Origin of the sequence: Streptomyces sp. A2-16, assembly GCF_018128905.1 — a bacterium.
In the GTDB taxonomy this organism is placed as follows: domain Bacteria; phylum Actinomycetota; class Actinomycetes; order Streptomycetales; family Streptomycetaceae; genus Streptomyces.
Genome location: NZ_CP063808.1, coordinates 4,309,367 through 4,334,887, shown reverse-complemented (window position 1 = coordinate 4,334,887; position 25,521 = coordinate 4,309,367). Strand labels below are relative to the sequence as shown.

18 protein-coding genes are annotated in these 25,521 nt (G+C 70.3%); 9 read left to right on the top strand and 9 right to left on the bottom strand.

What is annotated here, in order from left to right; translation table 11 throughout:
- Positions 1–3 precede the first annotated feature (3 nt).
- The 4 genes from IOD14_RS19440 to solA all read right to left on the bottom strand — a co-directional run bounded on the left by IOD14_RS19440 (position 4) and on the right by solA (position 4,544).
- Positions 4–1,143, bottom strand: a complete 1,140-nt coding sequence (locus IOD14_RS19440) for an ABC transporter ATP-binding protein (protein ID WP_212670907.1) — start codon at positions 1,141–1,143, stop codon at positions 4–6.
- The gene (locus tag IOD14_RS19435; RefSeq protein WP_123993220.1) at positions 1,136–2,242 is read right to left on the bottom strand and encodes an ABC transporter substrate-binding protein; all 1,107 of its coding nucleotides are present in this window, start codon (positions 2,240–2,242) and stop codon (positions 1,136–1,138) included. The genes IOD14_RS19440 and IOD14_RS19435 overlap by 8 nt, the downstream gene beginning before the upstream one ends.
- Before the next feature lie 107 nt (positions 2,243–2,349).
- Complete coding sequence (locus tag IOD14_RS19430; RefSeq protein WP_249125965.1) at positions 2,350–3,405, bottom strand: succinylglutamate desuccinylase/aspartoacylase family protein; 1,056 nt, start codon at positions 3,403–3,405, stop codon at positions 2,350–2,352.
- Between the two features lie 2 nt (positions 3,406–3,407).
- Positions 3,408–4,544 carry an N-methyl-L-tryptophan oxidase gene (gene solA, locus IOD14_RS19425; protein WP_123993221.1) on the bottom strand — a complete coding sequence of 379 codons (1,137 nt, stop codon included), beginning with the start codon at positions 4,542–4,544 and terminating at the stop codon, positions 3,408–3,410.
- A gap of 281 nt (positions 4,545–4,825) precedes the next feature.
- On the opposite strand from solA, the gene IOD14_RS19420 reads away from it, so the two are divergent.
- Together IOD14_RS19420 and IOD14_RS19415 are read left to right on the top strand one after the other, a co-directional pair.
- Complete coding sequence (locus IOD14_RS19420) at positions 4,826–5,572, top strand: IclR family transcriptional regulator (RefSeq protein WP_123994807.1); 747 nt, start codon at positions 4,826–4,828, stop codon at positions 5,570–5,572.
- A 210-nt stretch (positions 5,573–5,782) separates the two neighbouring features.
- The gene (locus IOD14_RS19415) at positions 5,783–6,526 is read left to right on the top strand and encodes an IclR family transcriptional regulator (protein ID WP_212673319.1); all 744 of its coding nucleotides are present in this window, start codon (positions 5,783–5,785) and stop codon (positions 6,524–6,526) included.
- A 46-nt stretch (positions 6,527–6,572) separates the two neighbouring features.
- Here the strand turns inward: IOD14_RS19415 and IOD14_RS19410 are convergent, their stop codons facing one another.
- The 3 genes from IOD14_RS19410 to IOD14_RS19400 are packed head-to-tail and all read right to left on the bottom strand — an operon-like array spanning position 6,573 to position 12,159.
- Positions 6,573–8,012 carry an NAD-dependent succinate-semialdehyde dehydrogenase gene (locus IOD14_RS19410; protein ID WP_123993222.1) on the bottom strand — a complete coding sequence of 480 codons (1,440 nt, stop codon included), beginning with the start codon at positions 8,010–8,012 and terminating at the stop codon, positions 6,573–6,575.
- Positions 8,009–10,894, bottom strand: coding sequence for an FAD-binding and (Fe-S)-binding domain-containing protein (locus tag IOD14_RS19405; RefSeq protein ID WP_212670906.1), 2,886 nt, complete (start codon positions 10,892–10,894; stop codon positions 8,009–8,011). Before IOD14_RS19405 ends, IOD14_RS19410 begins: the two co-directional genes overlap by 4 nt.
- Entirely contained in the window at positions 10,891–12,159 is a 1,269-nt protein-coding gene (locus IOD14_RS19400; protein WP_212670905.1) for an aminotransferase class III-fold pyridoxal phosphate-dependent enzyme, read from the bottom strand. Before IOD14_RS19400 ends, IOD14_RS19405 begins: the two co-directional genes overlap by 4 nt.
- Before the next feature lie 246 nt (positions 12,160–12,405).
- Here IOD14_RS19400 and IOD14_RS19395 point away from each other — a divergent pair, with 246 nt between their 5' ends.
- The gene (locus tag IOD14_RS19395; protein WP_123993225.1) at positions 12,406–14,058 is read left to right on the top strand and encodes a PucR family transcriptional regulator ligand-binding domain-containing protein; all 1,653 of its coding nucleotides are present in this window, start codon (positions 12,406–12,408) and stop codon (positions 14,056–14,058) included.
- Positions 14,059–14,308: 250 nt separating this feature from the next.
- On the opposite strand, the gene IOD14_RS19390 is transcribed toward IOD14_RS19395, so the two are convergent.
- On the bottom strand, positions 14,309–15,799 hold the full coding sequence (locus tag IOD14_RS19390; protein WP_212670904.1) for a ricin-type beta-trefoil lectin domain protein: 1,491 nt from the start codon (positions 15,797–15,799) through the stop codon (positions 14,309–14,311).
- Positions 15,800–16,139: 340 nt separating this feature from the next.
- Between IOD14_RS19390 and IOD14_RS19385 the strand changes: the two genes are divergently transcribed.
- The 4 genes from IOD14_RS19385 (at position 16,140) to IOD14_RS19370 (ending at position 21,914) form a co-directional block, all read left to right on the top strand.
- Positions 16,140–16,889, top strand: a complete 750-nt coding sequence (locus IOD14_RS19385; protein ID WP_212670903.1) for a hypothetical protein — start codon at positions 16,140–16,142, stop codon at positions 16,887–16,889.
- A 150-nt stretch (positions 16,890–17,039) separates the two neighbouring features.
- Entirely contained in the window at positions 17,040–18,053 is a 1,014-nt protein-coding gene (locus IOD14_RS19380) for a hypothetical protein (protein WP_249125964.1), read from the top strand.
- 439 nt (positions 18,054–18,492) lie between these two features.
- Positions 18,493–21,042 (top strand): discoidin domain-containing protein, encoded by a 2,550-nt coding sequence (locus tag IOD14_RS19375; RefSeq protein ID WP_123993228.1) that lies wholly within the window; start codon positions 18,493–18,495, stop codon positions 21,040–21,042.
- Positions 21,043–21,365: 323 nt separating this feature from the next.
- Complete coding sequence (locus IOD14_RS19370) at positions 21,366–21,914, top strand: GIY-YIG nuclease family protein (protein WP_123993230.1); 549 nt, start codon at positions 21,366–21,368, stop codon at positions 21,912–21,914.
- A gap of 22 nt (positions 21,915–21,936) precedes the next feature.
- On the opposite strand, the gene IOD14_RS19365 is transcribed toward IOD14_RS19370, so the two are convergent.
- Positions 21,937–22,683: a hypothetical protein gene (locus tag IOD14_RS19365; protein WP_212670901.1), complete on the bottom strand. Its 747-nt coding sequence runs from the start codon at positions 22,681–22,683 to the stop codon at positions 21,937–21,939.
- A gap of 362 nt (positions 22,684–23,045) precedes the next feature.
- On the opposite strand from IOD14_RS19365, the gene IOD14_RS19360 reads away from it, so the two are divergent.
- Both IOD14_RS19360 and efeB read left to right on the top strand, forming a co-directional pair.
- Positions 23,046–24,221 carry an EfeM/EfeO family lipoprotein gene (locus IOD14_RS19360; protein WP_212673318.1) on the top strand — a complete coding sequence of 392 codons (1,176 nt, stop codon included), beginning with the start codon at positions 23,046–23,048 and terminating at the stop codon, positions 24,219–24,221.
- Entirely contained in the window at positions 24,218–25,423 is a 1,206-nt protein-coding gene (gene efeB, locus IOD14_RS19355) for an iron uptake transporter deferrochelatase/peroxidase subunit (protein ID WP_174269338.1), read from the top strand. Before IOD14_RS19360 ends, efeB begins: the two co-directional genes overlap by 4 nt.
- The last annotated feature ends 98 nt before the right edge of the window (positions 25,424–25,521 follow it).

Here is a 25,521-nt window from a genome sequence, read left to right as displayed (position 1 = left end):
TGCTCACCCCCCGTCTTCCGCGTCGGGGTACACGCTGACGTTCGCGGGGTCCGCGGCGAGGTCCACACGTGCGCCGAGGTCCGGGGCGCGGCCGGCGGGGAGTTCCAGCCGTACGACGTCGGCGTCCTCGCCGCCGAGGGGGCGGACGGTGACTCGGACGAGGGTGCCGACGTAGGTGACCGTCTCGACGGTCCCGGTACAGAACCCGTCGCCGGCGGGACACAGGAAAAGCCGGCCGGGCTGGACCGCCGCGCGTACCCGTGCGCCGTCCGGGGCGGACTGCGGGCGGGCCTTGAGCAGGCCGCCCGTGTCCAGCCGTACGAGCGTGTGGTCCGTGGTCTGTTCCTCGACACGGCCCGGGAGGAAGTTCGCCGCGCCGAGGAAGTCGGCGACGAAGGGGGTGCGGGGACGCTCGAAGAGCTCCTGCGGGGTGTCGAACTGGTCGATGCGCCCGTCGCGCATGACCGCGATGCGGTCGGACAGGACGAGGGCCTCCTCCTGGTCGTGCGTCACATAGATGACGGTCAGGCCGAGTTCCTGCTGGATGCGCTTGATCTCGGTCTGCATCTGGTCGCGCAGCTTCTTGTCGAGGGCGCCCAGCGGCTCGTCCATCAGGATCACCGGGGGCCGGTAGACCAGGGCCCGGCACAGCGCGACGCGCTGCTGCTGGCCGCCGGACAGCTCTCGGGGTCGTCGGCGGGCCAGCTTGGACAGGCCGGCCATCTCCAGCGTCTCGCCGACCCGGCGGCGCTGTTCCGCCTTGGGCACCCCGCGCAGTTGCAGCGGGAAGGCGACGTTGTCCCACACCGTCATGTGCGGGAAGAGCAGGTACTGCTGGAAGACGAAGCCCAGTCCGCGCTTCTGCGGGGCAAGGCGGGTCACGTCGTTGCCGCCGACGACGATGCTGCCGGAGTCGGGCTCGCAGAACCCGGCGATCATCATCAGGGTGGTGGTCTTGCCGGAGCCGGAGGACCCCAGGAAGGTGACGAACTCCCCCGCCGCGATCTCCATGGAGACCTCGTCGACGGCGGTCACTCCCGCATACGTCTTGCGCAGTCGCTGTACGGACAGGGCCTTGCCGCTGCCGGCCAGTGCCGCGGGCGCGGTGAGGGAAGGCTCGGTCATCACGTGGGTCTCAGGCATGCGTCCACTCCTGCCAGCGCTTGTCGACCGCGTCCTGGTTCTCAGCCCACCACTCGACGTCCAGGTCGAAGCCGGTCTTCAGGTGATCCGGGGAGCTGCCCAGGTTCGCGGCGGTGGCCGGGGAGAGCTTCTTGTAGGCGCCGGGCACCGAGGGGGCCATCGGGTACAGCTCTGCGTACTGCGCCTGGATGTCGGGCCGCAGCGCGAAGTCGATGAGCTGGTAGGCGGCATCCAGGTTGGCGACTCCCTTGGGGATGCCGAGCGCGTTGCTCTGCCGTCGGGCGCCGTTCCACTGGTAGGCGAGCGGCGCGCCCTGCTTGATGAGCGCGTCGAGGCGGCCGTGCCAGACGTCGGTGGCCACGACCTCCTTGCGGCCGAGCAGCACGCCGGGCAGGGCGCCGGTGTCCCAGTACTTCTTGATCGAGCCCTTGATGTGGTCCAGGGACTTGAAGGCGCGGTCCAGGTCCAGGGGATACAGCTTGTCCAGGGGCACTCCGTCGGCGAGCAGCGCGAACTCCAGTACGGGACGGTCGGCGTCGAGGCCCTGGAGTGCGCGGTCGCCGGGGAATGCGTCGGTGTCCCAGAAGTCGGCCCAGGAGGAAGGTTTCTTCCCGTTGAAGGCGTCGGTGCGGTAGGCCATCACACTGGCCCAGTAGTTCTTGCCGACGGCGTTGGAGGTGACCAGGGTCTTGGCGATGCCGGCGTTCTTGAAGTTCTTCAGACGGTCGTAGTCCAGGTCCTCGGTGGCGCCCGCCTTCTTGAAGCGCAGGAAGTCGGACATGGAGTCGTCGATGACGTCGAACTGCGGGCGGCCCTGCTGGATCTGGGCGAGCATCTGCGCGTACTGGATGTTCACCACCTCGATCCGGATGCCGGTCTCCTTGGTGAACGCGTCGTAAATGGCCTTCTTGTTGGCGTCGCCGTAGGTGCCCCCGCTGTCACGGACGACCAAGGTCTTGGAGCTCTTGCCACCGCCGCCGGCTACGGACCGGCTGGTGCCGGTCCCGCAGCCGCTGAGAGCTGTCGCGGCCGCGACACCCGCGGTGACCCCGCCTATTCCGCGCAGGAACAGTCTGCGGTCGATCCGGGCATCTTTCATGGTGTGCCTCCTGGTGCTGCCGGCCTGGACAGAGGAGCGGCCGGGGGGACGTGAGTGAAGAGCTGAAGGGCAGGGAGTTAGGGACGGGGTTTCTGGAGGGCGGGGAACTAGGGACGAGGGTTCGCCTCGTCGGACCCGACGCCCGCGCCGGGGGTGCGGAAGGCGCCGATGGCCGTGTCGGGGTCCCACGGGACGGCCAGGGCGGCCAGTTCGGCGCCCGGGGCGACGGTCAGACCGTGCATGGCGTAGAAGATCCGCCCGTCGGCCGGGGCGTGGACCGTGTGCTCGCGGCCGTCGGCCGGATCGAGGATGCGACCGAGGACGTCGCCCTCCGCCACTTCGCCGATGACGTCGCCGTCGAGGGAGAACTCGGGGTACCACAGGCCCATGGCCTCGGCCGTGACGCCCGCGGACCAGACCCACTCGCGGATCGGCGCCGGGGCGGAGCCGTCCGGGTCCAGCACGCCGAGGTGGCGCAGTGCCCGGCACAGTCCCTCGACACGGCGGCGGGTCGTGGCCGCGTCTCGCTGTCCGAGCGCGCCCACCTCGACCAGCACGGCGCAGATGCCGCGCCGGGCGGCGGCCGCGTGGCTGTTGCCGCCGTCGGGCTGCAGCCCGAGGATGACGTCCTCGATGCCGAAGGACGCGGCCAGTTCGGCCGTCGCCTTGTCGAGGTCCGGGTCGCCGGTCAGGCGGTAGCCGACGAAGTCCCGCAGGACCTGGTCGATGCCGCCGCAGTGCAGGTCGACGTAGACGTCCGCGCCGTCGACCAGGTGGGCGAAGAGCCAGGCGGCGAGCCGCTCTGTGGGGCCGCCGGACGGGTCACCGGGGAAGACGCGGTTGATGTTCACGCCGTCGAGGGGGGAGACGTTGAGCCGTCCCTGGTACACCGCCGGAGGGTTGGCGACCGGGCAGATGATGACCTGCCCGCTCACCTCGCCGGGTTCCAGCAGCGCACTGAGGCGTGCGGCCGCGTCGACGGGCGTGAACTCACCGCCGTGCACACCGGCGGTGATCACCACTCGCGGTCCGGGGCGGGTGCCGTTGACCAGGGTGACCGGGATGTCGACGGTGAGCGTTCCGAGGTCGGCGCGGACGGTGCCGCGGGTCTTGACGCCGGGCTCGGCACACAGGGTGCCTACGCGGAGGGTCGTGTCGTCCATGGTCAGGCCTCCGCGCGGTCGAGGGTGGAGAGGAAGTCGATGGGCTGGGGCGAGGTGCCGTCCAGCGCGAGGTCCGCGGCGATGTCGCCGAAGGCGGGCGAGAGCTTGAAGCCGTGGCCGGAGAATCCGGCGAGCAGGATGACGTGCTCGGCGCCGGGCAGCGGGCCGACCAGGGGGCGGCTGCTCTCGGTGTAGCCCTCCATGAACACGGAGAGCCGGATCGGGTCGGGGTGGAGATCCGGCAGGTAGCGGCCCATCAACTCGGTGAAGATCTCCAGCTCCTCCGGCTGCACGGTCCGGTCCAGCCGGTTCGGGTCGCCGGCCGGCCGGTGCAGTGCGCGGGACAGGCCGAGCTTGACGGAGACGCCGTCCGGGGAGGGCAGGCCGTAGCAGTGGGTGGGTGCCGTACGGATGAAGGCGGGGCGTTCCTCGCCGAACCAGGTGTCGGTGCTGGGCACGTACCAGGCGCTGACGAGGCGGCGGACGTCCACCTCCCAGGGCAGGTCGGGCAGCAGGTCGTTGACCCACGGTCCGGGGGTGACGACGGCGGTGTCGAAGCGCTCGCTGCCCGCGTCGGTGCGGATCTCCACGCCGTCGGCCAGCGGGACGATCTCGCGGACGGGGGTGTAGCGCCGGATCTCGGCGCCCAGTTCCTCGGCGCGGCGGGCGGCGGTCTGGACCGTGAGTTCGGGGCGGATGAGACCGGCGTGGCGGTCGAGCACGGCCGCGTCGCCGTCGTCGAGGCGGTACTGGGGGAAGCGCTTGGCGAGGGACTCGGCGTCCAGGACCTCGTGGTCGAGGTCGTGCTCGGCGATGGACTGCAGGACGGTGGCCATCTGCTCGTGCTCGGCGGGGCCCATGAGCAGGCATCCGGTCAGGCGCCGCAGTTCCCGGCCCGTCTCCCGCTGCAGGCGGTCCCACAGGACGTCGGCGTGCTGGAGGAGCGGGACGTACCGGGAGTCCTCGAAGTGCGCGCTGCGGAAGATGCGGGATTCGCCGCCGGCGGCGCTGCGGTCGTGGCCCGGGGCGAACCGGTCGTACCCGACGACCTCGGCGCCGCGGGCGGCCAGCCGCCAGGCGGCCTGGCTGCCCATCGTTCCCACGCCGACCACGGCGACGCGCTTCCTGGCAGCTGACACGGGGGTTTCCTTTCGTATCACCGAGGCGCATGCTGAGCCCCCGGCGTGAGGCTGTTCGATTCGAGATGATTTAGGCGGGAGCCGTGCCCTGTCGTGGGGCCTGCGGCTCACACCGCCGCTTCTCGCAGTCCGGCTCGCTTCGTCGGAACCCTTCGAAGGGCCGTGCCACATTGTGGAATGCTGTGCTAGAATCTGGCACAGAGAATGGCAGTGGCTTCAGAGGGAGTCAAGAGGGTGTCCAGCAGAAATTTCAGGGATTAACAGGGGGAAACCGGATGGAAATGAAGAGCGTCACCAGATCGCTGCGGGTCCTGGAGGCGGTCGCCCAGCATCAGCCCGTCACCGTCGGGGAGTTGACGAAACTGTTCGGCCTCCCGAAGTCCACGGTGCAGCGCACGCTGGTCACACTGGCCGAGGCCGGCTGGCTGCGCGCCAACCGCAGGGACACCACCCGCTGGGAGATCGGCGCCCGCGTCCTGGCCGTACGACCCGCCGCCCTCCAGGGCTCCAGCCTCTTCGCCGCCGCCCGGGAACCCATGGTTCGCCTGCGCGACGCAGTGAACGAGACCATCCACCTGTCCGTGCCGGACGCCCTCGACGGCATGGTCGTCGTCGACCGCGTCGACTGCGACCACCCCGTCCGCACCTTCCACACGATCGGCGACATCTCACCCCTGCACGCGACCGCCGTCGGGCGCGCCGTGCTCGCCCACCTGCCGAGACGGGACGTCGAGGAACTCATCACGGCGGGACTGGAGCGCTTCAGCGACACGACCCCCGTCGACCCCGCCGGGCTGCGCGCCGAACTGGACCGGGTCCGGACCGACGGCTACGCGGTCAACCGCAATCAGTTCCGGCCGGGCGTCTGCGCCCTGGCCGCCGCCATCCTCGACGAGGACGGCACACCGCTGGCCGCCGTGGCCATCTCCATGCCCGACTCCCGGTTCGACGCACAACAGGCCCCCAAGTGGGGTCGCCTCGTCGCCGACACGGCCGCGGAGATCACCCAGCGGCGCCTGGGCGCCTGAGGCGCGGGGCACCTCCGGATCCGCCACCACCGAGGGCCGGCTCACACGCATCGCCGCGAGAGCCGGCCCTCGGTGCGTCCGCCCAGTCATAGCGTATGCCGTATTGTGGAACGGCATGCTAGATTCCGGCACACCGATGTCTGCGGCTTCGAGCGGAGTCAAGAAGCGGGGACGACGAGTCCACCGAACCGAGGGGGCCACCCGATGGAAATGAAGAGCGTCACCAGGTCACTGCGGGTCCTGGAGGCGGTCGCCCAGCATCAGCCCGTCACCGTCGGGGAGTTGACGAAACTGTTCGGCCTCCCGAAGTCCACGGTGCAGCGCACGCTGGTCACACTGGCCGAGGCCGGCTGGCTGCGCGCCAACCGCAGGGACACCACCCGCTGGGAGATCGGCGCCCGCGTCCTGGCCGTACGACCCGCCGCCCTCCAGGGCTCCAGCCTCTTCGCCGCCGCCCGGGAACCCATGGTTCGCCTGCGCGACGCAGTGAACGAGACCATCCACCTGTCCGTGCCGGACGCCCTCGACGGCATGGTCGTCGTCGACCGCGTCGACTGCGACCACCCCGTCCGCACCTTCCACACGATCGGCGACACCACACCGCTGCACGCCACCGCCGCCGGCCACGCGGTCCTCGCCCACCTGCCGGCGTCCGAGGTCGACGAGGTCGCCGCGGGCACGCTGGAGGGGTACGGCGAGGAGACCATCACCGACCCGGAGAAGCTGCGCACGGAACTCGACCGCGTCAGAAGGCGTGGCTACGCGGTCAACCACAACCAGTACCTGCAGGGTGTCTGCGCCATCGCGGCGCCCGTGCTGGACGGCGAGGGCATCCCGTTGGCGGCCGTGGCCGTCTCCCTGCCCGACTCACGCTTCGAGCCGGACCGGCTCGACGAGCTGGGGAAGCTCGTGACCGACACCGCAGCGGAGATCACCGCGCGCCACCTGGGCTGACGAGGCCAGGGCGGCACCGAGGCCAGGGCCGAGCAGGGGCCCGCCGTCACCCCACCGGCACCGCGAGGTACTGGTACTCCAGGAACTCGTCGATGCCGACCCGGCCGCCCTCGCGGCCCAGCCCGGACTGCTTGACGCCGCCGAAGGGCGCGGCCGGGTTGGAGACGAGGCCGGTGTTGAGGCCGACCATGCCGGCCTCCAGGCGTTCGCTGACGCGCAGGGCGCGGTCCAGGCCCTCGGTGAAGACGTAGCCGACCAGGCCCCAGGGGGTGTCGTTGGCCCGCCGGAGCACCTCGTCCTCGTCGTCGAAGGTGAGGATCGCGGCGACGGGACCGAAGATCTCCGTGTCCATGAGGCGGCTCTCCGGGGACACGTCCGTGAGCACGGTCGGCGGGTAGAAGCAGCCCGGACCCTCCGGCGTACGGCCACCGACGAGGACGCGGGCACCGCGCTCCACCGCGTCGGCGACCAGCGCCTCCACCTTGGCACGCCCGGTCCTGTCGATCAGCGGGCCGACGTCGACGCCGTCCCGCGTGCCGGGGCCCACGACGAGCGCGCCCATGCGTTCGGCCAGGCGCCGCCCGAACTCCTCCGCCACCGAGCGGTGCACGAAGAAGCGGTTGGCGGCGGTGCACGCCTCGCCCATGTTGCGCATCTTGGCGACCATCGCGCCGTCCACGGCCTTGTCCAGGTCGGCGTCCTCGAAGACGATGAACGGCGCGTTGCCGCCCAGCTCCATCGAGGTCCGTACGACCGCCTCCGCGCTCTGGGCGAGCAGCAGCTGCCCGACGGCCGTGGAGCCGGTGAAGGAGAGCTTGCGAATCCGCCCGCCGCGCAGGAGCGGTTCGCAGACCTCCCCCGCACGGGAGGTCGTGACGACGTTCAGCACGCCGTCGGGCAGCCCGGCCTCCTTGAGGATCGCGGCGAGCGCCAGGCTGGAGAGGGGGGTCTGCGGGGCCGGCTTGAGCACCATCGTGCAGCCGGCCGCGACCGCCGGGCCGATCTTGCGGGTGCCCATGGCCAGCGGGAAGTTCCACGGGGTGATCAGCAGACAGGGTCCGACCGGGCGGCGGGAGAGCAGCATCCGGTTGCGGCCGTCGGGCAGGGTGCCGTAGCCGCCGTCGATACGGACGGCCTCCTCGGAGAACCAGCGGAAGAACTCGGCCGCGTACGCCACCTCTCCCCTGGCCTCGGCCAGCGGCTTGCCCATCTCGGACGTCATCAGGTGGGCGAGCTCGTCGGTGCGCTCGACAATGATCTCGTAGGCGCGGCGCAGGATCTCGCTGCGCACGCGGGGTGCCGTACGCGCCCACTCCTCCTGCGCCTGCACGGCCGCTTCCTCGGCGAGCTTCGCGTCCTTGGCGCCGGCGTCGGCGACATGGCACAGGACCTCACCGGTGGCGGGGTCGTCCACGGGCATGGTGGCGCCGTCCGCGGCGTCCACCCAGACGCCGCCGATGAACAGTTGCGTGGGTGTGTCGGTCATGAGTTCTCTCCTGGCTGTCCGGGCCGGTCGGCGGCGGGGTCGAGCAGTTCGGCCAGGTGCAGGGCGCGGATGCCCCGGTCACCGGCGAGGTGGTCGATCTGGGTGGCACAGCTGAAGCCGTCCGCCACGACCACGGCGGGCGCGTCCTGGTCGATGGCGTCGAGGCGCGGCTTCAGCGCCAGGTCGGCGACGGCCATCGAGGTGTCGTAGTGCTCTGCCTCGAAACCGAAGTTGCCGGCGAGTCCGCAGCAGCCCTCGGCCTCGTCGACGTTCGTCACGCCGAGGCGGCGCAGCAGGTCGCGGGGGTGGCGGCCCTTGAAGCCGGCGTACTCGTGGCAGTGGGTCTGGAGTACGACGTCGTCCGGCAGCTCGGGAGGCGTCCAGCCGGGCACGGCGAGGTCGGTGAGGGCCCCGGTGAGGGTGTGGACCCTGGCCGCGACGCGCCGGGCGGCGTCGGTGCCGAGGAGTTCGGGCACGTCCCGCTTCAAGGCGGCCGCGCAGCTGGGCTCGGCCACGACGACGGGCCGGTCGTCACCGTTGTCCAGGCGGGCGACGGTACGGGCCATGACGCGGCGCGCGACGGACAGCTGGCCGGTGCTGACCCAGGTCAGGCCGCAGCACAGGCCGTCCTCGGTCGTGCAGGGGAGGCCGGCGTCGGCGAGGACACGGCTCACCGATCCCGCCACGTCGGGGCGGAAAGCGCGGGTGAAGCTGTCCACGAACAGTACGGTCCTCGCCGGTTCACCGCTCCTCGCCGTGCGCAGGGCGCGGCGCAACGCCTGTCGGGAGGCGAAGGCCGGGATGCGGCGCCTGGTGGTCACGCCTCCGAGGCGGGCGAGCAGCTTGCCGAGCGGGCCGCGCAGCAGTGCGTTGACCGGGCGGGCGACGTGTCCGACGAGTGCGGAGGTCAGGGGCAGCCAGCCGAGCGAGTAGTGGGAACGGGGGCGGAGCCTGCCCTTGTAGTGGTGGTGCAGGAACTCCGCCTTGTACGTGGCCATGTCGACGCCGACCGGGCAGTCGCTGGAGCAGGCCTTGCAGGACAGGCACAGGTCGAGGGCGTCGCGCACCTCGGTGGAGCGCCAGCCGTCCTGCACGAGCTCGCCGCGCACCATCTCCTGGAGCAGGCGGGCCCGGCCGCGCGTGGAGTCGCTCTCCGCGCCCGTGGCCCGGTAGCTGGGACACATCACACCGCCCGCGTCGCTGCGGCAGCGGCCGACACCGACGCAGCGGCGTACCGCGCCCGCGAAGCCGTCCTCGTCGTGCGGGAAGGTGAACTCCGTCGCCAGGGGCTGGATCTGGTGCAGCGCGAGATCGGCGTCGAGCGGGGCCGGAGCCACGATGACCCCCGGGTTCAACAAACCCTCGGGATCGAAGACCTCCTTGAAGTCGGCGAACACCCGGATCAGCCGGTGGCTGTACATGACCTCCAGCAGCTCACCGCGCGCCCGCCCGTCACCGTGTTCGCCGGACAGGGTCCCGCCATGCGCGACGACCAGGGCGGCGGCCTCGTGCAGGAAGCTACGGGCGGCTGCCCGGCCGGCGTCCGTGGCGAGGTCGAAGTCGATGCGCACGTGGACGCATCCCGCGCCGAAGTGCCCGTACATCACGCCCGTCAGCCCGTGGTCGGCCAGCAGCTTGCGGAAGTCCCGCAGGTAGCCGGCGAGGTTCTCGGGCGCGACCGCCGAGTCCTCCCAGCCCGGCCACGACTCTCCGCCGTCGACGAGGCGGGCGGCCAGGCCGGCCCCGTCCTCGCGGACCCGCCACAGGGAGCGCCGTTCGGCCGCGCTCTCCACGACCCGCCCGCCGGTCGTCCGGCCCTGTGCCGTGAGCACGTCGAGGAGCTCGGTCGCGCGTGTGTCGACCGTGGCCTGGTCGTCGCCGTCCAGCTCGACGTACAACCAGGCGCGTCCCTGAGGGAGGCCGGTGACGGAGTCGGGGCCCCGCCGTGCGCGCATGGTGGCGACGATCGCCTCGTCCATGCCCTCCACGGCGGTGGGGTTCCAGCGCAGGATCTCCGGCACGTCCTCGGCCGCGTCGACGACGTCGTCGTAGCCGAGAGTGAGCAGTGCCGAAGCCTGTGCGGTCGCCACCAGGCGGACCGTCGCGGCGGTGACGACCGCACAGGAGCCCTCGGTGCCGACCAGGGCGCGGGCCATGTCGAAGCCGCGCTCGGGCAGCAGGTGGTGCAGTTGGTAGCCGGAGACCTGACGGGGGATCTGGCCCAGCTCGGTCCTGATCGGCTCCAGGTTTTCGCCGATCAGGCGTCGTACGTCCGCTTCGAGGCGGGCCACCTGGTCCGCGTCCGCAGGGTCCACCGGGTGCAGGCCGGTGCGGTCGGCGACGGCCCTCACGCCGTCGGCCGTAACGATCTCCAGCGCCTCGATGTGCGAGCTGGTGCGCCCGTGCCGCACGGACCGGTTGCCGCACGCGTCGTTGCCGATCATTCCGCCGAGGGTGCATCGGCTGTGCGAGGAGGGGTCGGGGCCGAAGGTGAGCCCGTGCATGGCGGTCGCGGAACGCAGCGCGTCCAGGATCACCCCCGCCTCCACGCGCGCGGTGCGGGCCACCGGGTCGATGTCCAGGATCCGGTTCAGATACCGGGAGAGGTCCAGGACGACACCGGGTCCGACGGCGTTGCCGGCCATGCTGGTGCCGCCGCCGCGCGCGGTGACGGGGATGCCGGTGTCCCGGCAGGCCCGCAGCACCGCGACGACGTCGTCGGCGCTGCGGGGGAAGACCACGGCCCGTGGGGGGACCCGGTAGTTGGAGGCGTCGTAGGCGTAGGGGCCGGTGGAGCCGGGGCCGGTCTCCACCCGCAGGCCGGGAGCGGTCTCGGTGAGCCGTGCGGCCAGCGACTCCAGGGCCGTGGTCGTGTCCGTCATCGCCGTGCCGCTCCCGATGTGCCGGCCTCGACCGCGCTCGCCCACGCCCGGAGCCCCTCGTCCACCGCCGACTCGTCGATGACGAGGGCCGGGATCATGCGGACGACCTGGTTCCAGGCCCCGCACAGCAGCAGGAGCAGGCCCTCGTCGACGGCGGCGCGCTGGACGCGGGCGGCGGTCTCCGGGTCGGGGCCACCGTCCTCGGTGACGAACTCGGTGGCCAGCATGAGGCCGAGGCCGCGGACGTCGCCGATGCCCGGGGTCCGGTCGGCCACCGTTTGCAGGCCGGCGCGCAGCCGCTCACCCATCGCCTCGGCGTTCTCGACGAGCTTCTCGTCGCGTACGACGTCCAGGGTGGCGCAGGCCGCGGCGCAGGCGACGGCGTTCGCGCCGTACGTGCCGCCCTGCGAACCGGGCCACGCCTTGGCCATCAGCTCCTCGGACGCGGCGATGCCCGACAGCGGGAAACCGCTGGCCAGGCCCTTGGCGGTGACGAGGATGTCCGGCGTGACGCCGAAGTGGTCGTGCCCCCAGAAGCGGCCGGTGCGGCCGACGCCGGTCTGCACCTCGTCGAGGATGAGCAGGAAGCCGTGCCGGTCCGCGCGCTCCCGCAGTCCCTCGAGGAAGGCACGGGTGGCGGGGACGTACCCGCCCTCGCCGAGTACCGGCTCGACGATGATCGCGGCCGTGTCGGCGGGCGAGGAGATCGTCTGGAGGGTGTAGTCCAGCTCCTGCAGCGCGAAGCGGGTCGCGGTCTCCTCGTCCCAGCCGTAGCGGTAGGCCGACGGGAACGGGGTGACGACGACACCGCTCATCAGCGGGGAGAAGCCGGAGCGGAAGCGGGTGCCGGACGTCGTCATGGATGCGGCGGCCACCGTGCGGCCGTGGAAGCCGCCGTGACAGACGATGACGTTGGGACGGCCTGTGGCCTGGCGGGCCAGCCGCAGTGCGGCCTCGACGGCCTCACTGCCGGAGTTGGTGAAGAACAGGCTGTCCAGACCGGCCGGAAGAACCTCGCCCAGCTTGTCGACGAGCCGCCGCAGGGGCTGGTGCATGACGGTCGTGTACTGGCCGTGGACGAGCGTGCCGACCTGCTCCTGTGCCGCTGCCACGACCTTGGGGTGGCAGTGCCCGGTGCTGGTGACGCCGATGCCGGCGGTGAAGTCGAGGTAGCGGCGGCCGTCCTCGCCATAGAGATGGACGCCCTCGCCTCGGACCGCCACGACGGGCGTGGCCTGGCGAAGGTGCGGCGACAGTGCGGTCATGTTCGTCTCCCGGCCGTTGTGTCGTGGTCTGTGCGACCCCTGCGGTTTTCCTCCGGCATCCCGAGCATCCCGGCCGTCCAGGAGTGCGACAACGCGTGATGTGTCCAGCCGGGACGCGATGTTCGGACGTTGTGTCAACGGCGCGGCCCGGGAATGAGGCGTTCACTCCCCCGTCGGACGGTGTGGATCACCTCTTGCGCAGGCCACAAGGGCTTGTCACAGTGACCGGGCACGCAGGGAGACCTCATGAACGACGACCACCCGACGGCGCGAGCGCTGGACGCGGGCGACCGGGACAGCAGCGCGCCCGGCCACGCCCTCACCATCGCCGACGTCCTGGCCCTGCCCGTGCTGGCCGCCGGCCAGCCCCAGGTCGTCACCGGCGTCACCCACCTCGACCGGCCCGTGCGGTGGGTGCACATCACCGAGCTGACAGACCCCGCTTCCTTCCTCAAGGGCGGCGAACTCGTCCTGACCACAGGCATGCCGCTGCCCGACGACACGACGGGCGTGCGCCGGTACGTCGACGAACTCGCCGGCATCGGAGCGGCGGCCCTGGTCATCGAACTCGTACGGCGCTACCACCGCCCGCCCGACGCCCTCGTCCATGCCTGCCGCGCCCGCGGTCTTCCCCTGATCACCCTCGCCAAGGACGTCAACTTCCTGGAGGTCACCCAGGTCGTCCACGCCCTCATCCTCGGCAACCAGGCGGAGGCGATGCGCCGGACGCAGCGGATCCACGAGGCGTTCACCGCGCTGACGCTGCGCGGCGCGGGAACGGAGGACGTGGTGCGCGCGGCGGCGGACATGAGCGGCCGCACGGTCGTCCTGGAGAACATGGTGCACCAGGCGCTGATCTGCGAACCGTCCGGAACCACGCTGGAAGAGGCACTCACCGACTGGGAGCAGCGATCCCGAGCGACGCCTCCCGGCGACCGCACGGACCTGCGCGGTCCGGAAGGCTGGCTGACCGCGCCCGTCGAGTACCAGGGCGAGCGCTGGGGCCGCGTGGCCATGCTGCCCGCCCCCACCGACAAGACGTTCGGCCCGGAGCACATCACCGTCCTGGAGAGAACGGCGATGGCCCTGACCGTGGCCCGCCTCATCCATTCCACCCCCTGGGAGCGCATCGCCCACCGCAACGCCCTCCGCGACCTCGTCGAGCAGCGCCACCGCTCCCCCCAGGACGCCCTCGCCCGTCTGACCGCGCTGGGCCTGCCCACGGAGAACAGCCGCTTCCTCGCGGTCGTGGTGGACCTCCCTGCGGCGGACACCACAGCGCAGCCGGAAATCCGGCTGTCCCAGGAACTGCGCACGACTGGAATCCCGGCACTCGTCGGAGAGCTGGCACCCGCCCGTCTGGGGGCCCTGCTCGCCCTGGGCCCGTCCCATCCGTGGAGGCCCACGGTCGAACAGCTGAGCCGCGCCATGCTCGACCTGGTCCCCCAGGCCGTCGTGAGCGTCGGCACCGAGGTCGACGACCTCACCGACGCCCCCCGTTCCTTCCACCAGGCAACACGCGTCGCCGAGGCCACCCCGCCCGACCAGCCTCTCCCCCAGGGCCGTTCCTTCCACGAACTCACCGACGTGGGCCTGCGCCGCCTGCTGTACGCGCTCCGCCAGGACACCCGGATCCAGGACTACACCGAACGACAACTCGGCCGGCTCATCGATCACGACACCCGCCACGGCACCGACCTGCTGACGACCCTTCGCCACTATCTGGACGCCGCCGGCAACAAGACCAGCGCCGCACGCCGCGGCGGTCTGTCCCGCGAGACGTTCTACCAACGCCTGCGCACGATCGAGCGCCTGCTGGGCTGCGACTTCGAGTCCGGCGAACAGCGCACCGCGCTGCATGTGGCGCTGACGGCGCTGGACGTCCTGAGGGTCCGCTGACGATTCGTGCGGGCACTTCTCAGCCGCCCCGGGTTGACGGCGTCGGCCCGAGTTGACGGCGTCGGCCCGGGTCGGGCGAGAGGCAGGCGCTCACCACGGTCTGCCGGCACAACCCACAGCGCCGCCGGCTTCTCCGTGGGAGGAAGCACTACGGCGCTGACGGTTCGGATCTGTGGACCTGTTCCCTACTCGGGTTCAGTGCCCGAATTCAGTGACCGAGTTCAGTGGCCGAGGGAAACAGGCGTGGGCGTCAACTCCTGGCCCACTGCTGGTTGGTGCCCCCGTTGCAGTACCAGACGTCGACCGACGTGCCGTTGCCGGTGCCCGCTCCGGCCGCGTCCAGGCAGAGCGCCGGGTTCGCGACACTGGTCACGGAGAGGTCCGCGTTCACGTTCCACTGCTGGGCCGCCGCGCCGGTGCAGTCGGTGATGATCACGGGGTCGCCCGCCGTGGCTCCGCTGCCGCCGACCGTCATGCACTTGTTGCCGTAGACGGTGAGCTGCTTGTCCGCGTTCCAGTTCCAGGACTGGTTGCCGCCGGCGTTGCAGTCCCAGAGGTCGAGCTGGGTCCCGTTGGCCGTGCTGAAACCGGGCACGTCGACGCAGCGATTGGAAGCCACTCCGCGCAGGACCTCACCGGGAGGTGCCGGCGGCAGGTTGTTGACGGGCGGGGTCTTGCCGAAGCCGTAGCCCCAGCGCAGCAGTGCGACGCCGGTGGCGCTGTTGTCGACCAGGTTGCCCTGGGAGTCCAGCGACTCGATCGAGTAGGCGTCACCGAAGCGCAGCCCCGGCCAGTACACCAGTCCCATTCCCTTGCTGCGGGCGGTGTTGGCGACCGCCGCGAGGTAGGAGGTGTAGATGTTGCCGTTCCACGCGCCGTAGTTCAGACCGATGGTCATCGGGGAACCGGCCTCGTCGATGATCGTCCGCCCGGCGTACTTGCCGATCCTGGCCTCGAGGTCGGCGGTCCAGTCCGACTGCTGGGTGTAGCTGTTCCAGAAGCCGTAGAAGTGCAGGGACAGCAGTGTTCCCCGCAGGGCGGGCGCCGCGCCGACACCGGTGACGTTGTCGTTGTAGCCGGTGCCGCTGATCACGACACGGCCGCGCGGGACGTCCTTGTGCTGGGCCAGCCAGCCGCTGGTGACGGACACCCACTGGTCCAGGGTGTAGCCGTGCGGCTCGTTCATGGGCTCGAAGTAGACCCGCGGGTTGTGCTTGTACTCCCGCACAACCGTGTTCCACATCTTCGTCCAGGCCGCCGTGTCGTCGACGAAGCCGTCCTTGCTCGAGTCGGCCTCCCAGTAGCTGACGATGACCTTGTCACCCTGGGCCGTGGCCGCGTCGATCGTCGCGCGGTACGACTTCCACCAAGTGGTGCCCACGCTTGCCGGGTTGATCGGCAGGCGCAGCGTGTTGGCGCCCAGGTTCTTCCTGAAGCCGCTCACCATCTTCTGCGTGGTGCGGTACACGGAGCGGTAGCTGTCGTTCACCGACAGCCCGCTGGGCACCACGGCGTCACTGGCGTAGTTGTCGCGCGGGTCCGCCCAGTTCACCCCGCGGAAGTCACTCGTACGCCCCTTCGTGGCAGGCTTCTCCGCCGCGTGTGAGGTGGTGGACGCCTCACCGGCCGACCGGTCGAGGGCGGGAGCGGGGGCGGCGGCACCCAGGAACATCAGCGTCGCGCCGAATCCGGCCAGGAGCACACTGGCCAGTCTTCTCGACCTCGTCGGGGTTTTCGTCATGTCGTCTCCAGTGACGGGGAAATCGTGGAGGGCGGAGTGCGGGTTCGTCACCTGAGCCGAGGCACTGATGAACCAGGGTCCGTATACAGCCACTTGGACCCTTTTTGTCGGGCCATGGTTACGTAACCATGGCCGGACATTGGCACGGCACCCGCACTGGTGACAAGACCCGTGACGCTTCTGAAATACGCCAGACCCATTCGCTGGACACTGTGGGACACGGGCGGCGGTCCTGCACGGGGGTGAAGATCGACGTGGCCGGATCGGCTCCTATGCCTGCCGCCTTGCCAGTCCGGTGAGTTGGCCACTTGGACGTAGGTTCTCGACTACGTTGATCGGCATGTCGTGGATCAGGCGCGCGGGACATGAGATTCGCCGAGGAGAGAACCTCGACGCCTACTTGACGATCACGGTTTCGATCGCCCTCGCTGTGCTCAACCTCGCGGGCATCGTCTCGACGGAGAAGGTCCTCGGCGCACTGCTCGCGGTGCTCGCGCTTCTGGCCACCGGGACCCTGGTCACCCGGGCAAGACTGGACGCACTCGCCGGTGCGAGGGAGTCCGCGCGGAGTCCCGTACTCCTCACGACGTTTCCGCCCTCCCATGAAGAGGATCTTCAGGGTGACGGCGACCTGTACTTGGGCGGCGTCTCCCTCACCAGCACGGTCCCCTCAATTCTTCACGCTTTGGAGAGGCGGCTGCGCTTCGGCAGTGTCGTGCGCATCCTTGTGGTTCAGCCGGCCTCGCCCGCCGAGGAGCTGGCTGAGAACCGGCTCGGCATCCAAGCGGACCATGCCCGTCGCACCGCGCAGACCCGTGGGACTCTCACGCACCTCGAACGGCTTCACTCCTCGGTGGGTGGACGCTTGGAGGTGCGGGTGACCACGGAGGAACTGAGCTTCGGATGGACACACATCGCGCCGGGAACTTCCCGGGCGTCGCTCTATCTTCAGTACTACGCGTACAAGATCCAAAGGTTGGAGAACATGAAGATGGTTCTTCGGCCCGCGGACGGGCAGTGGTACGACTTTCACGTGGACCAGTTGGAGGCGTTCTGGGACAACGCCGCATCCTGGGACACGGCTGCGTAGACAGCATTGCTCGATCTTGCAGGTCGGCCGCTTCGCCGGTTGGGTTGACCACGACAATCCGTAACCCGGCCGGATATGGTGTCGGTTCGTGTTCGGGGGCTGTGGGGGTCAGCGGTGACTGGTGGTTATGACGCCGTCCGCGAGGTGGCGGTGCCATCGCGCTTGGGAGCGGTCGCCGATCTGGCAGCGGTGAGCGACGGCGAGCAGCCGGTGTGGCTGGCGCTGGGCGAGGACGGCACGATCAGCCGTTGGGACATGGCAACCGGTCACCACGAGGCCGTCGCGACCACGACTGTTCCGGATGAACCCGACCATGATCCCTGGAACGACCGTCCGCTGCGCAGGCGCCTGCACGCCTCCCACGACGGCATGTTCGCCGCGGTGGTCAACGACTACGGTCGGTTCGGAGAGGTGATCGACCTGCGGACCGGCGAGGTCACGCTGGACCTGGAGAACGAGGGCTACGAGACGGAGACCGTGCCGTTCTCCCTGGCGTTCGGACAGAGCCAGGGGCGCTGCGTCGTGATCCACCGCACGGACTGGAACCGGCTGGACGTGTCGGACCCGCAAACCGGCTTGCTGCTGACCGATCGGTCCATTCCTGTGCCTCCAGAGGAAGGTCCCTTGCCGGAGCACTACCTCGACTACTTCCACGGCGCACTGTATGTGAGCCCTGATGGCAAGCGGATCCTGGACGACGGCTGGATATGGCATCCGATCGGCGTCCCCTCCGTGTGGGATCTGAGCCCATGGTTCGAGACCAACGTGTGGGAGTCCGAGGACGGTCCGAGCCGGGTCGATGTGTGCGACCGGGGGTACTACTGGAACAGCGCCATGACCTGGATCGACTCCGTCAGGGTCGCCGTGGAGGGAATCGGCGAGGACGACTCCGTCATGCGGCCCGGGGCACGGATCTTCGACACGAGTCGCACCGGCCAGTACGAGATGGCCGTAGAACTCCTCGCCATCGCAGGCCCGACCGGGCCTTTCTTCAGCGACGGCAGCCGCCTGTTCAGTTGCGGCGACGCGGGGCTGTCGATCTGGGATCCCGTCGAGGGGAAACTCCTGGGCGAAGTTCCCGGCCTCTCCCCCACACATCACCACCCAGACGCACGGCAGTTCCTGCAGCTGGGTGACGGCGTGGTCCGCCTGTGGACTGCGTGAACGGTTGAGACGCGACGGTCGACGGGGATCACATTCTGGCTGCGGCTGCGGCTGCGGCTGCGGCTGATCACGATGTCCAGCCGTTGTGCCAGCGCGATCGGGCGCCCGTCCGACGACCGCGGGCCACAAGCCGCAAGCCGCAAGCCGGGATGGACGGAACCCGGGCGCCGGAGAAGCCGCAGGCGCCCGACCTGGAAGCGATGCCCCTTGGCGTCACCCACTGAATGCCGCTGACGGGTCAGGGCGCCCGCGGTGTACACGACTTGCACGGAATCTGATGTCCGAGGGCTTGCCGAACCGCTGAGGTCAACATTTAAATCAAGACGTGAACTAAGCCGTGAAACAGCTTGGTTGCATGTTCGACGACCTCCCGCACCGCACGACGCTCACAGCACGGCCTTTCGTGACCATCCTTCATCCACCCCCAGGGGAACATGGCATGGGCCTCAGATCTCTCATTGCCGCGCTCGCCAGTACAGCGGCGCTGATCACTCTTCCTGTCGTCGCACCACCGTCGGCCCAAGCGGCCGACGCCAACCTGTCCCAGGGCAGGACAGCCACGTCGTCCTCGACGGAGAACGCGGCAACGCCCGCAGCCGCCGCGGTTGACGGCAACACGGGCACCCGCTGGTCCTCGGCCGCGACCGACGACCAGTGGTTCCAGGTCGACCTGGGAGCCACGGCCTCGATCAGCCAGGTCGTCCTCAACTGGGAAGCGGCCTACGCCGCGGACTACAAGATCCAGGTCTCGCCGGACGGCGGTTCCTGGAGCGATCTTCGGACCGTCACCGGCGGGGACGGCGGCACCGACACCCTCACCGTCTCGGGCCAGGGCCGCTACGTCCGTATGCAGGGCGTCCACAGGGCCACGCCATGGGGTTACTCGCTCTGGGAGTTCCAGGTGTTCGGGACCCCGGGCACGTCCCAGCCCGCCACCTGCTCCACCGCCAACTCGGCGCAGGGCAAGCCCACTTCGGCTTCCTCGACGGAGAACGCCGGCACCCCGGCGTCCGCGGCGTTCGACGGCAACGACTCCACCCGCTGGTCCAGCCAGGCCGCGGACCCGCAATGGCTGCGCGTCGATCTGGGCTCGTCCCAGGACATCTGCCGGATCGACCTGAACTGGGAGGCCGCGTACGGCAAGGACTTCCAGCTCCAGGCCTCCGCCGACGGCCAGACCTGGAACACCCTCAAGACCGTCACCGGCGCGACCGGCGGCCGCGCCTCCTATGACGTGAGCGGCACGGGTCGCTACGTACGCATGCTCGGGACGGCCCGCGGGACGGTCTACGGCTACTCGCTGTGGGAATTCGCCGTCCACACCACGTCCGGCGGCACCGGTGACCCGGTCGAGGGCGGCGGCGACCTGGGCCCGAACGTGATCGTCGTCGACCCCTCCACGCCCAACCTCCAGCAGAAGTTCGACCAGGTCTTCACCCAGCAGGAGTCCGCCCAGTTCGGCTCCGGTCGCTACCAGTTCCTCCTCAAGCCGGGCACCTACAACGGCATCAACGCCCAACTGGGCTTCTACACATCGATCTCAGGACTCGGGCTCAACCCCGACGACACCCAGATCAACGGCGACATCACCGTGGATGCAGGATGGTTCAACGGCAACGCCACGCAGAACTTCTGGCGTTCGGCGGAGAACCTCGCGATCACCCCGTCCAACGGCACCGACCGCTGGGCCGTCGCCCAGGCAGCGCCCTTCCGGCGCATCCACGTCAAGGGTGGCCTCAACCTGGCCCCCAACGGCTACGGTTGGGCCTCCGGAGGCTACATCGCCGACTCGAAGATCGACGGCACCGTGGGCCCGTACTCCCAGCAGCAGTGGTACACCCGCGACAGCTCGGTCGGCGGCTGGACCAACGGCGTGTGGAACATGACGTTCACCGGGGTCCAGGGCGCCCCCGCAACCAACTTCGACACCGGCCCGTACACCACGCTGGACACCACTCCGGTCTCGCGTGAGAAGCCGTTCCTCTACCTCGACGGCAACGACTACAAGGTCTTCGTCCCCGCCAAGCGCACCAACGCCCGCGGTGTGTCCTGGCCCGCCAACGCCGGGACCTCGCTGCCGCTCAGCCAGTTCTACGTCGTCAAGCCGGGAGCGACGGCGGCCACCATCAACACCGCGCTGGCCCAGGGCCTCAACCTGCTCTTCACCCCGGGCGTCTATCACCTCGACCAGACCATCAACGTCACCCGTTCCAACACCGTGGTGCTGGGTCTGGGCCTGGCCACGCTCGTGCCCGACGGCGGCATCGACGCCATGCACGTGGCGGACGTCGACGGCGTTCGGCTCGCCGGATTCCTCATCGACGCCGGCGCGAGCCGCTCCGACACCCTGCTCCAGCTCGGCCCCGCCGGAGCGGCAGCCGACCACTCCGCCAACCCGACCACCATGCAGGACGTGTTCATCCGCATCGGCGGCGCGGGCCCAGGGCTCGCGACCAACTCCGTGGTGGTCAACAGCGACGACGTCGTCATCGACCACACCTGGATCTGGCGCGCCGACCACGGCCAGGGCGTCGGCTGGGAGACCAACCGGGCCGACTACGGCCTGGTGGTGAACGGCGACGACGTCCTCACCACCGGCCTGTTCGTCGAACACTTCAACAAGTACGACGTGCTGTGGAACGGCGAACGGGGCCGCACGATCTTCTTCCAGAACGAGAAGGCCTATGACGCCCCCAACGCCGCCGCCATCACCCACGACGGCATCGTCGGCTACGCCGCCTACAAGGTGGCCGACACGGTCAACGTGCATGAGGCCTGGGGCCTGGGCAGCTACTGCAACTACACCTCGGACCCGTCCATCGTGCAGCACCACGGCTTCCAGGTGCCCGTCAAGACCGGCATCAAGCTGCACAGCATCCAGGTGATCTCCCTGGGCGGCAAGGGCCAGTACGCCCACGTCGTCAACGACACCGGCGCACCCACCTCCGGCACCGACACCATCCCGTCCAAGATCACCCAGTTCCCGTGACCGTGACAAGCGGCCGCTGACCCCCGGTCACCACCGACCGGAACACCGCCCTCGACATGCTGCGGACCGTCCTCACGGCCCGCAGCATGTCCTGCCGTGTCACCGGAGCCGTCCACCTCGCCGAGAGGCGCGAACCGCTGACCGGCAAAGGCGAGGCCGCGGTCGCCTCAGCCTGCGCGTCTCCTGGAAACCGTGCCGTTCGCAGCTATGTGCCCGCACTCGTGGAGCGCAGGGCCCGCCGTAGCCTGTGTGATCACACCGGCTGAACGCCCGCGCCGCCTGAAACCCGGACAGACCTGCCCGGTCCGGCCTAGGGTGCGTCCATGCTCGACGACGCCATCGTCCGCCAGGCCGAAGCCGACCTGCTCTCCGCGCCACGGAGCCTGGACACCGCAGTCACCGCCCTGCCGAGCACGGCGGGCCTGTACGCCTGGTGGGCACCGCCCGAGGCACTGGCCGTCTTCAACGGCCCCGCCAACTCGGGTGATGCCGAGCTGCGGCTTCTGTACCTGGGCAAGGCCAAGCGGCTGCGGTCCCGCATCGTCTCCAACCACCTGAGGGACTCCGGCCGCTCCACCCTGCGCCGCACCCTGGCCGGACTGCTGATGTCCGCAGAGGGCTACCGCACCTCCTGGACCGACCGCGTCGTCCTGCTGGGCGAGGACGAGCAGCGTCTCACCCAGTGGATGCACCGGCACCTCACCCTCACCTGGAGCGAGTGTCCCGATCCCGTCCCGCTGGAGACGGCACTGATTTCCCGGCTGCGTCCGCCGCTGAACGTCGACGGCGCCGCACACGGCACCGCTCTGGACCGCGTCAAGCAGGCCCGGGCCCTCTATTACGCCAGTGCCGGGCCCCGCCCCGACAAGTAGCACCTCCGGCTCCCGAAGGGGATCAGGGGGCGTCCAACAGCACTGCGGCTTCCGGACGGCTTTCCAACCAGGTCACCGCGTCGGGGTTCTCCCGGAGCCAGCGGGCACAGACGGCCCATTCCACGTGCTCGCTGCCGGCGTCGCTCAGCACCACATCGGCGATGAGGGGTGTGCACTTCGCCGAGACACCATGCGCGCTGCACGCCTTCTTGTCGTTCGCGTGCGGAGTGATGGAGACGATCCTGGACGACATGGTCCGGACATCTTCGGCATAGATGCGGTCGAACCAGTCGATGAACTCGCGAACCGTGCCGATCTTGGCGACGCGGTCATGGAGGGCCTTCTGGTCGTGCCCGGTCAGGAACCAGCCCAGGGTGACCGGCGCGCCGCAGCCGCAACCGCACAACCGGGCCGCGTGCGCAGACTCGAAGTACGTCACCGGGTTGCGGGTCGGCTCGACGGGTTGGGGCTTTCCGACGTACGCGTCGTGGACAGGGTGTCCGGCCCCGAGAAATCGGCCCTCGATCGCACGGCGGCCGCCGGACACCGGAACCAGCTGGTCGATCTCGATCGCCTGGCGCACGACGCCCCGAGAGGACAGCAGGGCGTACTTCTCCCGGTCGGCCCGTTCGCCCAGAACCCAGCATCCGCGGTTGGCGCGGAACAGTGCCTCGTCGTCCATGTTCGGGTCCCAGCCGACATGGTCACGGCCCAGTTGGTCCTCCTCCGGGTTGACGTAGCGCATCGCCCCGAGCGTGATGTGGATCATGAATCCCCCCAATAGATGGATAGCCCGGGCTACTTGCCCTGCGACTGTCCACACCCTGCTCCACGCATCCGATACTTGCACCCCCTGGACCCCTGTGGTTATCACCGTAATGTCGAAGCCGCTCCGGTCATGACTCCGTCAGATGGCTGGATGAACTGCGTGCGAATTCTGGCTCTTCCTCTGGTCAGGATCTGGCCAGGAACGCGGTCACGGCCCCTCCGACCTGCATAGGCTCATCTGCGCCGCCTCAATTTCGTACGACTTCCCGGAGGCCCGGCGTGCCCGAAGCCGCCCTCGACACCGCAGCCGAATCCCGCTCCGCCACACCCCCGCCCGGCACTCCCGCCCGGCGGCGCACCGCGCTGCTCACGGGCGGCGCCCTGGTGGCCGCAGCGGCCGTGACGGCGGGCGCGCTCGCCGCCGGAGGCTCCGGTGGCGGCACCCACAGGCCCGCCACGACCGACGGTCTGCGGCACACCACCGTCGACGTCGCCGCCTCGGGCTGCGGCCACGGCTGGACCCACCCGGAGCCCGGGCGGCAGGTGTTCGACCTGAGCAACACCTCCGGCACGGCGGCCGAGGTGTACCTGACCGACCCGCGGACCGGCGCCGTCTACGGCGAGATCGAGGGGCTCGCCCCCGGTACCGTCCGGCCGATGCCGGTGACCCTCGGCAACGGCTCGTACGCCTTCAAGTGCCTGCCCGACGACGCGGACGCCGTCACCGGCCCCACCGTCCGGATCACGGGCTCGACGGTGACGAACGGTCCGGCCGCCGTCCCCGTCTCCCAGCAGGAGCTCATCCCGCCCACACTGGCCTACCAGAAGTGGATCGGGGCCCGCACGGTCGAGCTGGCGGAGAAGACGGACGTGCTGCGTGCCGCCGTCGACCGCGGGGACCTCGCCGCGGCCCGTGCCGCCTGGCTGCCCGCGCATCTGGTGTACGAGCGGATGGGCGCGGCCTACGGCACCTTCGGCGACGCCGACGCGGAGATCAACGGGACCACGGCCGGACTGTCCGGCGGGGTGCGCGACAAGGACTTCGCCGGGTTCCACCGTCTTGAGTACGGGCTGTGGCACGGCGAGTCGGCGAGCGGTCTGCGCGGCCCGGCAGACCGGCTCGCCGCGGCCGTGCACGCGTTGCGCGACAGCTGGCCCGACGAGCGGATGGACCCGGCCGACGTCGGCCTGCGCGCGCACGAGATCCTGGAGAACACCGTGCAGTTCGAACTGACCGGCCGCACCGACTACGGCAGCGGCACCAACCTGGCCACCGCCCGCGCCAACCTCGACGGCACCCGCGTACTGCTCGGCTTTCTGCGCCCGCTGCTGAAGACCCGCGACAGCGGCCTCGCCGGGCTCGACTCCTGGATGGACCGCGCCCGGCACACTCTCGACGGCTTCAGCCACGGCGGCCATTGGACTCCGCTGTCGGGCCTCACCCTGGCCCAGCGGGAGAGGGTCGACGCGGACCTGGGCGAACTCGTCGAGCGGCTCGCGGACGTGGCCGCCCTCACCGACGTACGGAGGACCTCGTGAGCACCGTGGGCCGCAGGGGTTTCCTGGCGGGCGCGGCCGCCGTGGCCGGCACAGGGCTCGTGGCCGCCGACCACGGCACCGCCACCGCCGAGCGGACGAGCGCGAGTGTGCCCTTCCACGGCCGCCACCAGGCCGGGATCACCACCCCGGCGCAGCGTGCCACCGCCTTCGTCTCCTTCGACACCACCGCGGCCGACCGCCGTGAACTGACCGACCTGCTGCGCGCGCTCACCGACCGGGCCCGATTCCTCACCACCGGCGGCAGCCCGGAGCCACTCGGCATCACCGCTCCCCCGGCCGACTCCGGCACCCTGGGCACGGACGTCCCGGCCGACGGGCTGACCGTCACCGTCGGCGTCGGCGCCTCCCTCTTCGACGACCGCTACGGCCTCGCGAACCGCAAGCCGCACCGCCTCGCCGCCATGCCGTCCTTCCCGGACGACGACCTGGACGCGGCCTGGTGCCACGGCGACCTGAGCGTGCAGTTGTGCGCCGCGAGCACGGACACCGTGCTGCACGCCCTGCGCGACGTCACCCGGCACACCCGCGGCGGCATGCAGGCACGCTGGCGGATGGACGGCTTCGTCAGCCCGCCCCGTCCCTCCGGCACCCCGCGCAACCACCTGGGCTTCATGGACGGCACTGCCAACCCGAGCGTGCGGGACGCCCGTGCGATGGACCGACTGGTGTGGGTGGGCACCGACAGCGGCGAACCCGGCTGGGCGACCGGCGGCAGCTATCAGGTCGTACGGCTGATCCGGATGCTGGTGGAGTTCTGGGACCGGGTCTCCCTCACCGAGCAGGAGCGCATGTTCGGCCGCGCCCGCGACACCGGCGCGCCGCTGGACGGGCGGCACGAGAAGGACGTCCCCCAGTACGCCCAGGACCCCAAAGGCGACATCATCCCGCTGGACAGCCACATCCGGCTGGCCAACCCACGCACCCCGGCCACCGAGGACCAGCGCATCCTGCGCCGCGGCTACAACTACGACCGGGGCCTGGACTCCAACGGCAACCTCGACATGGGCCTGCTGTTCTGTTGCTACCAGCAGGACCTCTCCCGCCAGTTCGAGACCGTGCAGAAGAGGCTGGCCGGTGAGCCGCTGGTCGACTACGTCTCCCCGTTCGGCGGCGGCTACTTCTTCGCCCTGCCCGGAGTGCGGGACGCGTCCGACTGGCTGGGACGCGGACTCCTGGCTTGATCTCGCCGCCCGATACCGGTCAAGAACAGCCCAAAGAACCATGAGGACTTCCTGACCCAACATTCGCCCACCCGTCGTTGTCGCTCCCCCGTCCGTCG

Coding starts and splice junctions, on each gene's coding strand:
- IOD14_RS19440 (WP_212670907.1), bottom strand. CDS start 1,143: ATGCCTGAGACCCACGTGATGACCGAGCCTTCCCTCACCGCGCCCGCG.
- IOD14_RS19435 (WP_123993220.1), bottom strand. CDS start 2,242: ATGAAAGATGCCCGGATCGACCGCAGACTGTTCCTGCGCGGAATAGGC.
- IOD14_RS19430 (WP_249125965.1), bottom strand. CDS start 3,405: ATGGACGACACGACCCTCCGCGTAGGCACCCTGTGTGCCGAGCCCGGC.
- IOD14_RS19420 (WP_123994807.1), top strand. CDS start 4,826: ATGAAGAGCGTCACCAGATCGCTGCGGGTCCTGGAGGCGGTCGCCCAG.
- IOD14_RS19415 (WP_212673319.1), top strand. CDS start 5,783: ATGAAGAGCGTCACCAGGTCACTGCGGGTCCTGGAGGCGGTCGCCCAG.
- IOD14_RS19410 (WP_123993222.1), bottom strand. CDS start 8,012: ATGACCGACACACCCACGCAACTGTTCATCGGCGGCGTCTGGGTGGAC.
- IOD14_RS19405 (WP_212670906.1), bottom strand. CDS start 10,894: ATGACGGACACGACCACGGCCCTGGAGTCGCTGGCCGCACGGCTCACC.
- IOD14_RS19400 (WP_212670905.1), bottom strand. CDS start 12,159: ATGACCGCACTGTCGCCGCACCTTCGCCAGGCCACGCCCGTCGTGGCG.
- IOD14_RS19395 (WP_123993225.1), top strand. CDS start 12,406: ATGAACGACGACCACCCGACGGCGCGAGCGCTGGACGCGGGCGACCGG.
- IOD14_RS19390 (WP_212670904.1), bottom strand. CDS start 15,799: ATGACGAAAACCCCGACGAGGTCGAGAAGACTGGCCAGTGTGCTCCTG.
- IOD14_RS19385 (WP_212670903.1), top strand. CDS start 16,140: ATGTCGTGGATCAGGCGCGCGGGACATGAGATTCGCCGAGGAGAGAAC.
- IOD14_RS19375 (WP_123993228.1), top strand. CDS start 18,493: ATGGGCCTCAGATCTCTCATTGCCGCGCTCGCCAGTACAGCGGCGCTG.
- IOD14_RS19370 (WP_123993230.1), top strand. CDS start 21,366: ATGCTCGACGACGCCATCGTCCGCCAGGCCGAAGCCGACCTGCTCTCC.
- IOD14_RS19365 (WP_212670901.1), bottom strand. CDS start 22,683: ATGATCCACATCACGCTCGGGGCGATGCGCTACGTCAACCCGGAGGAG.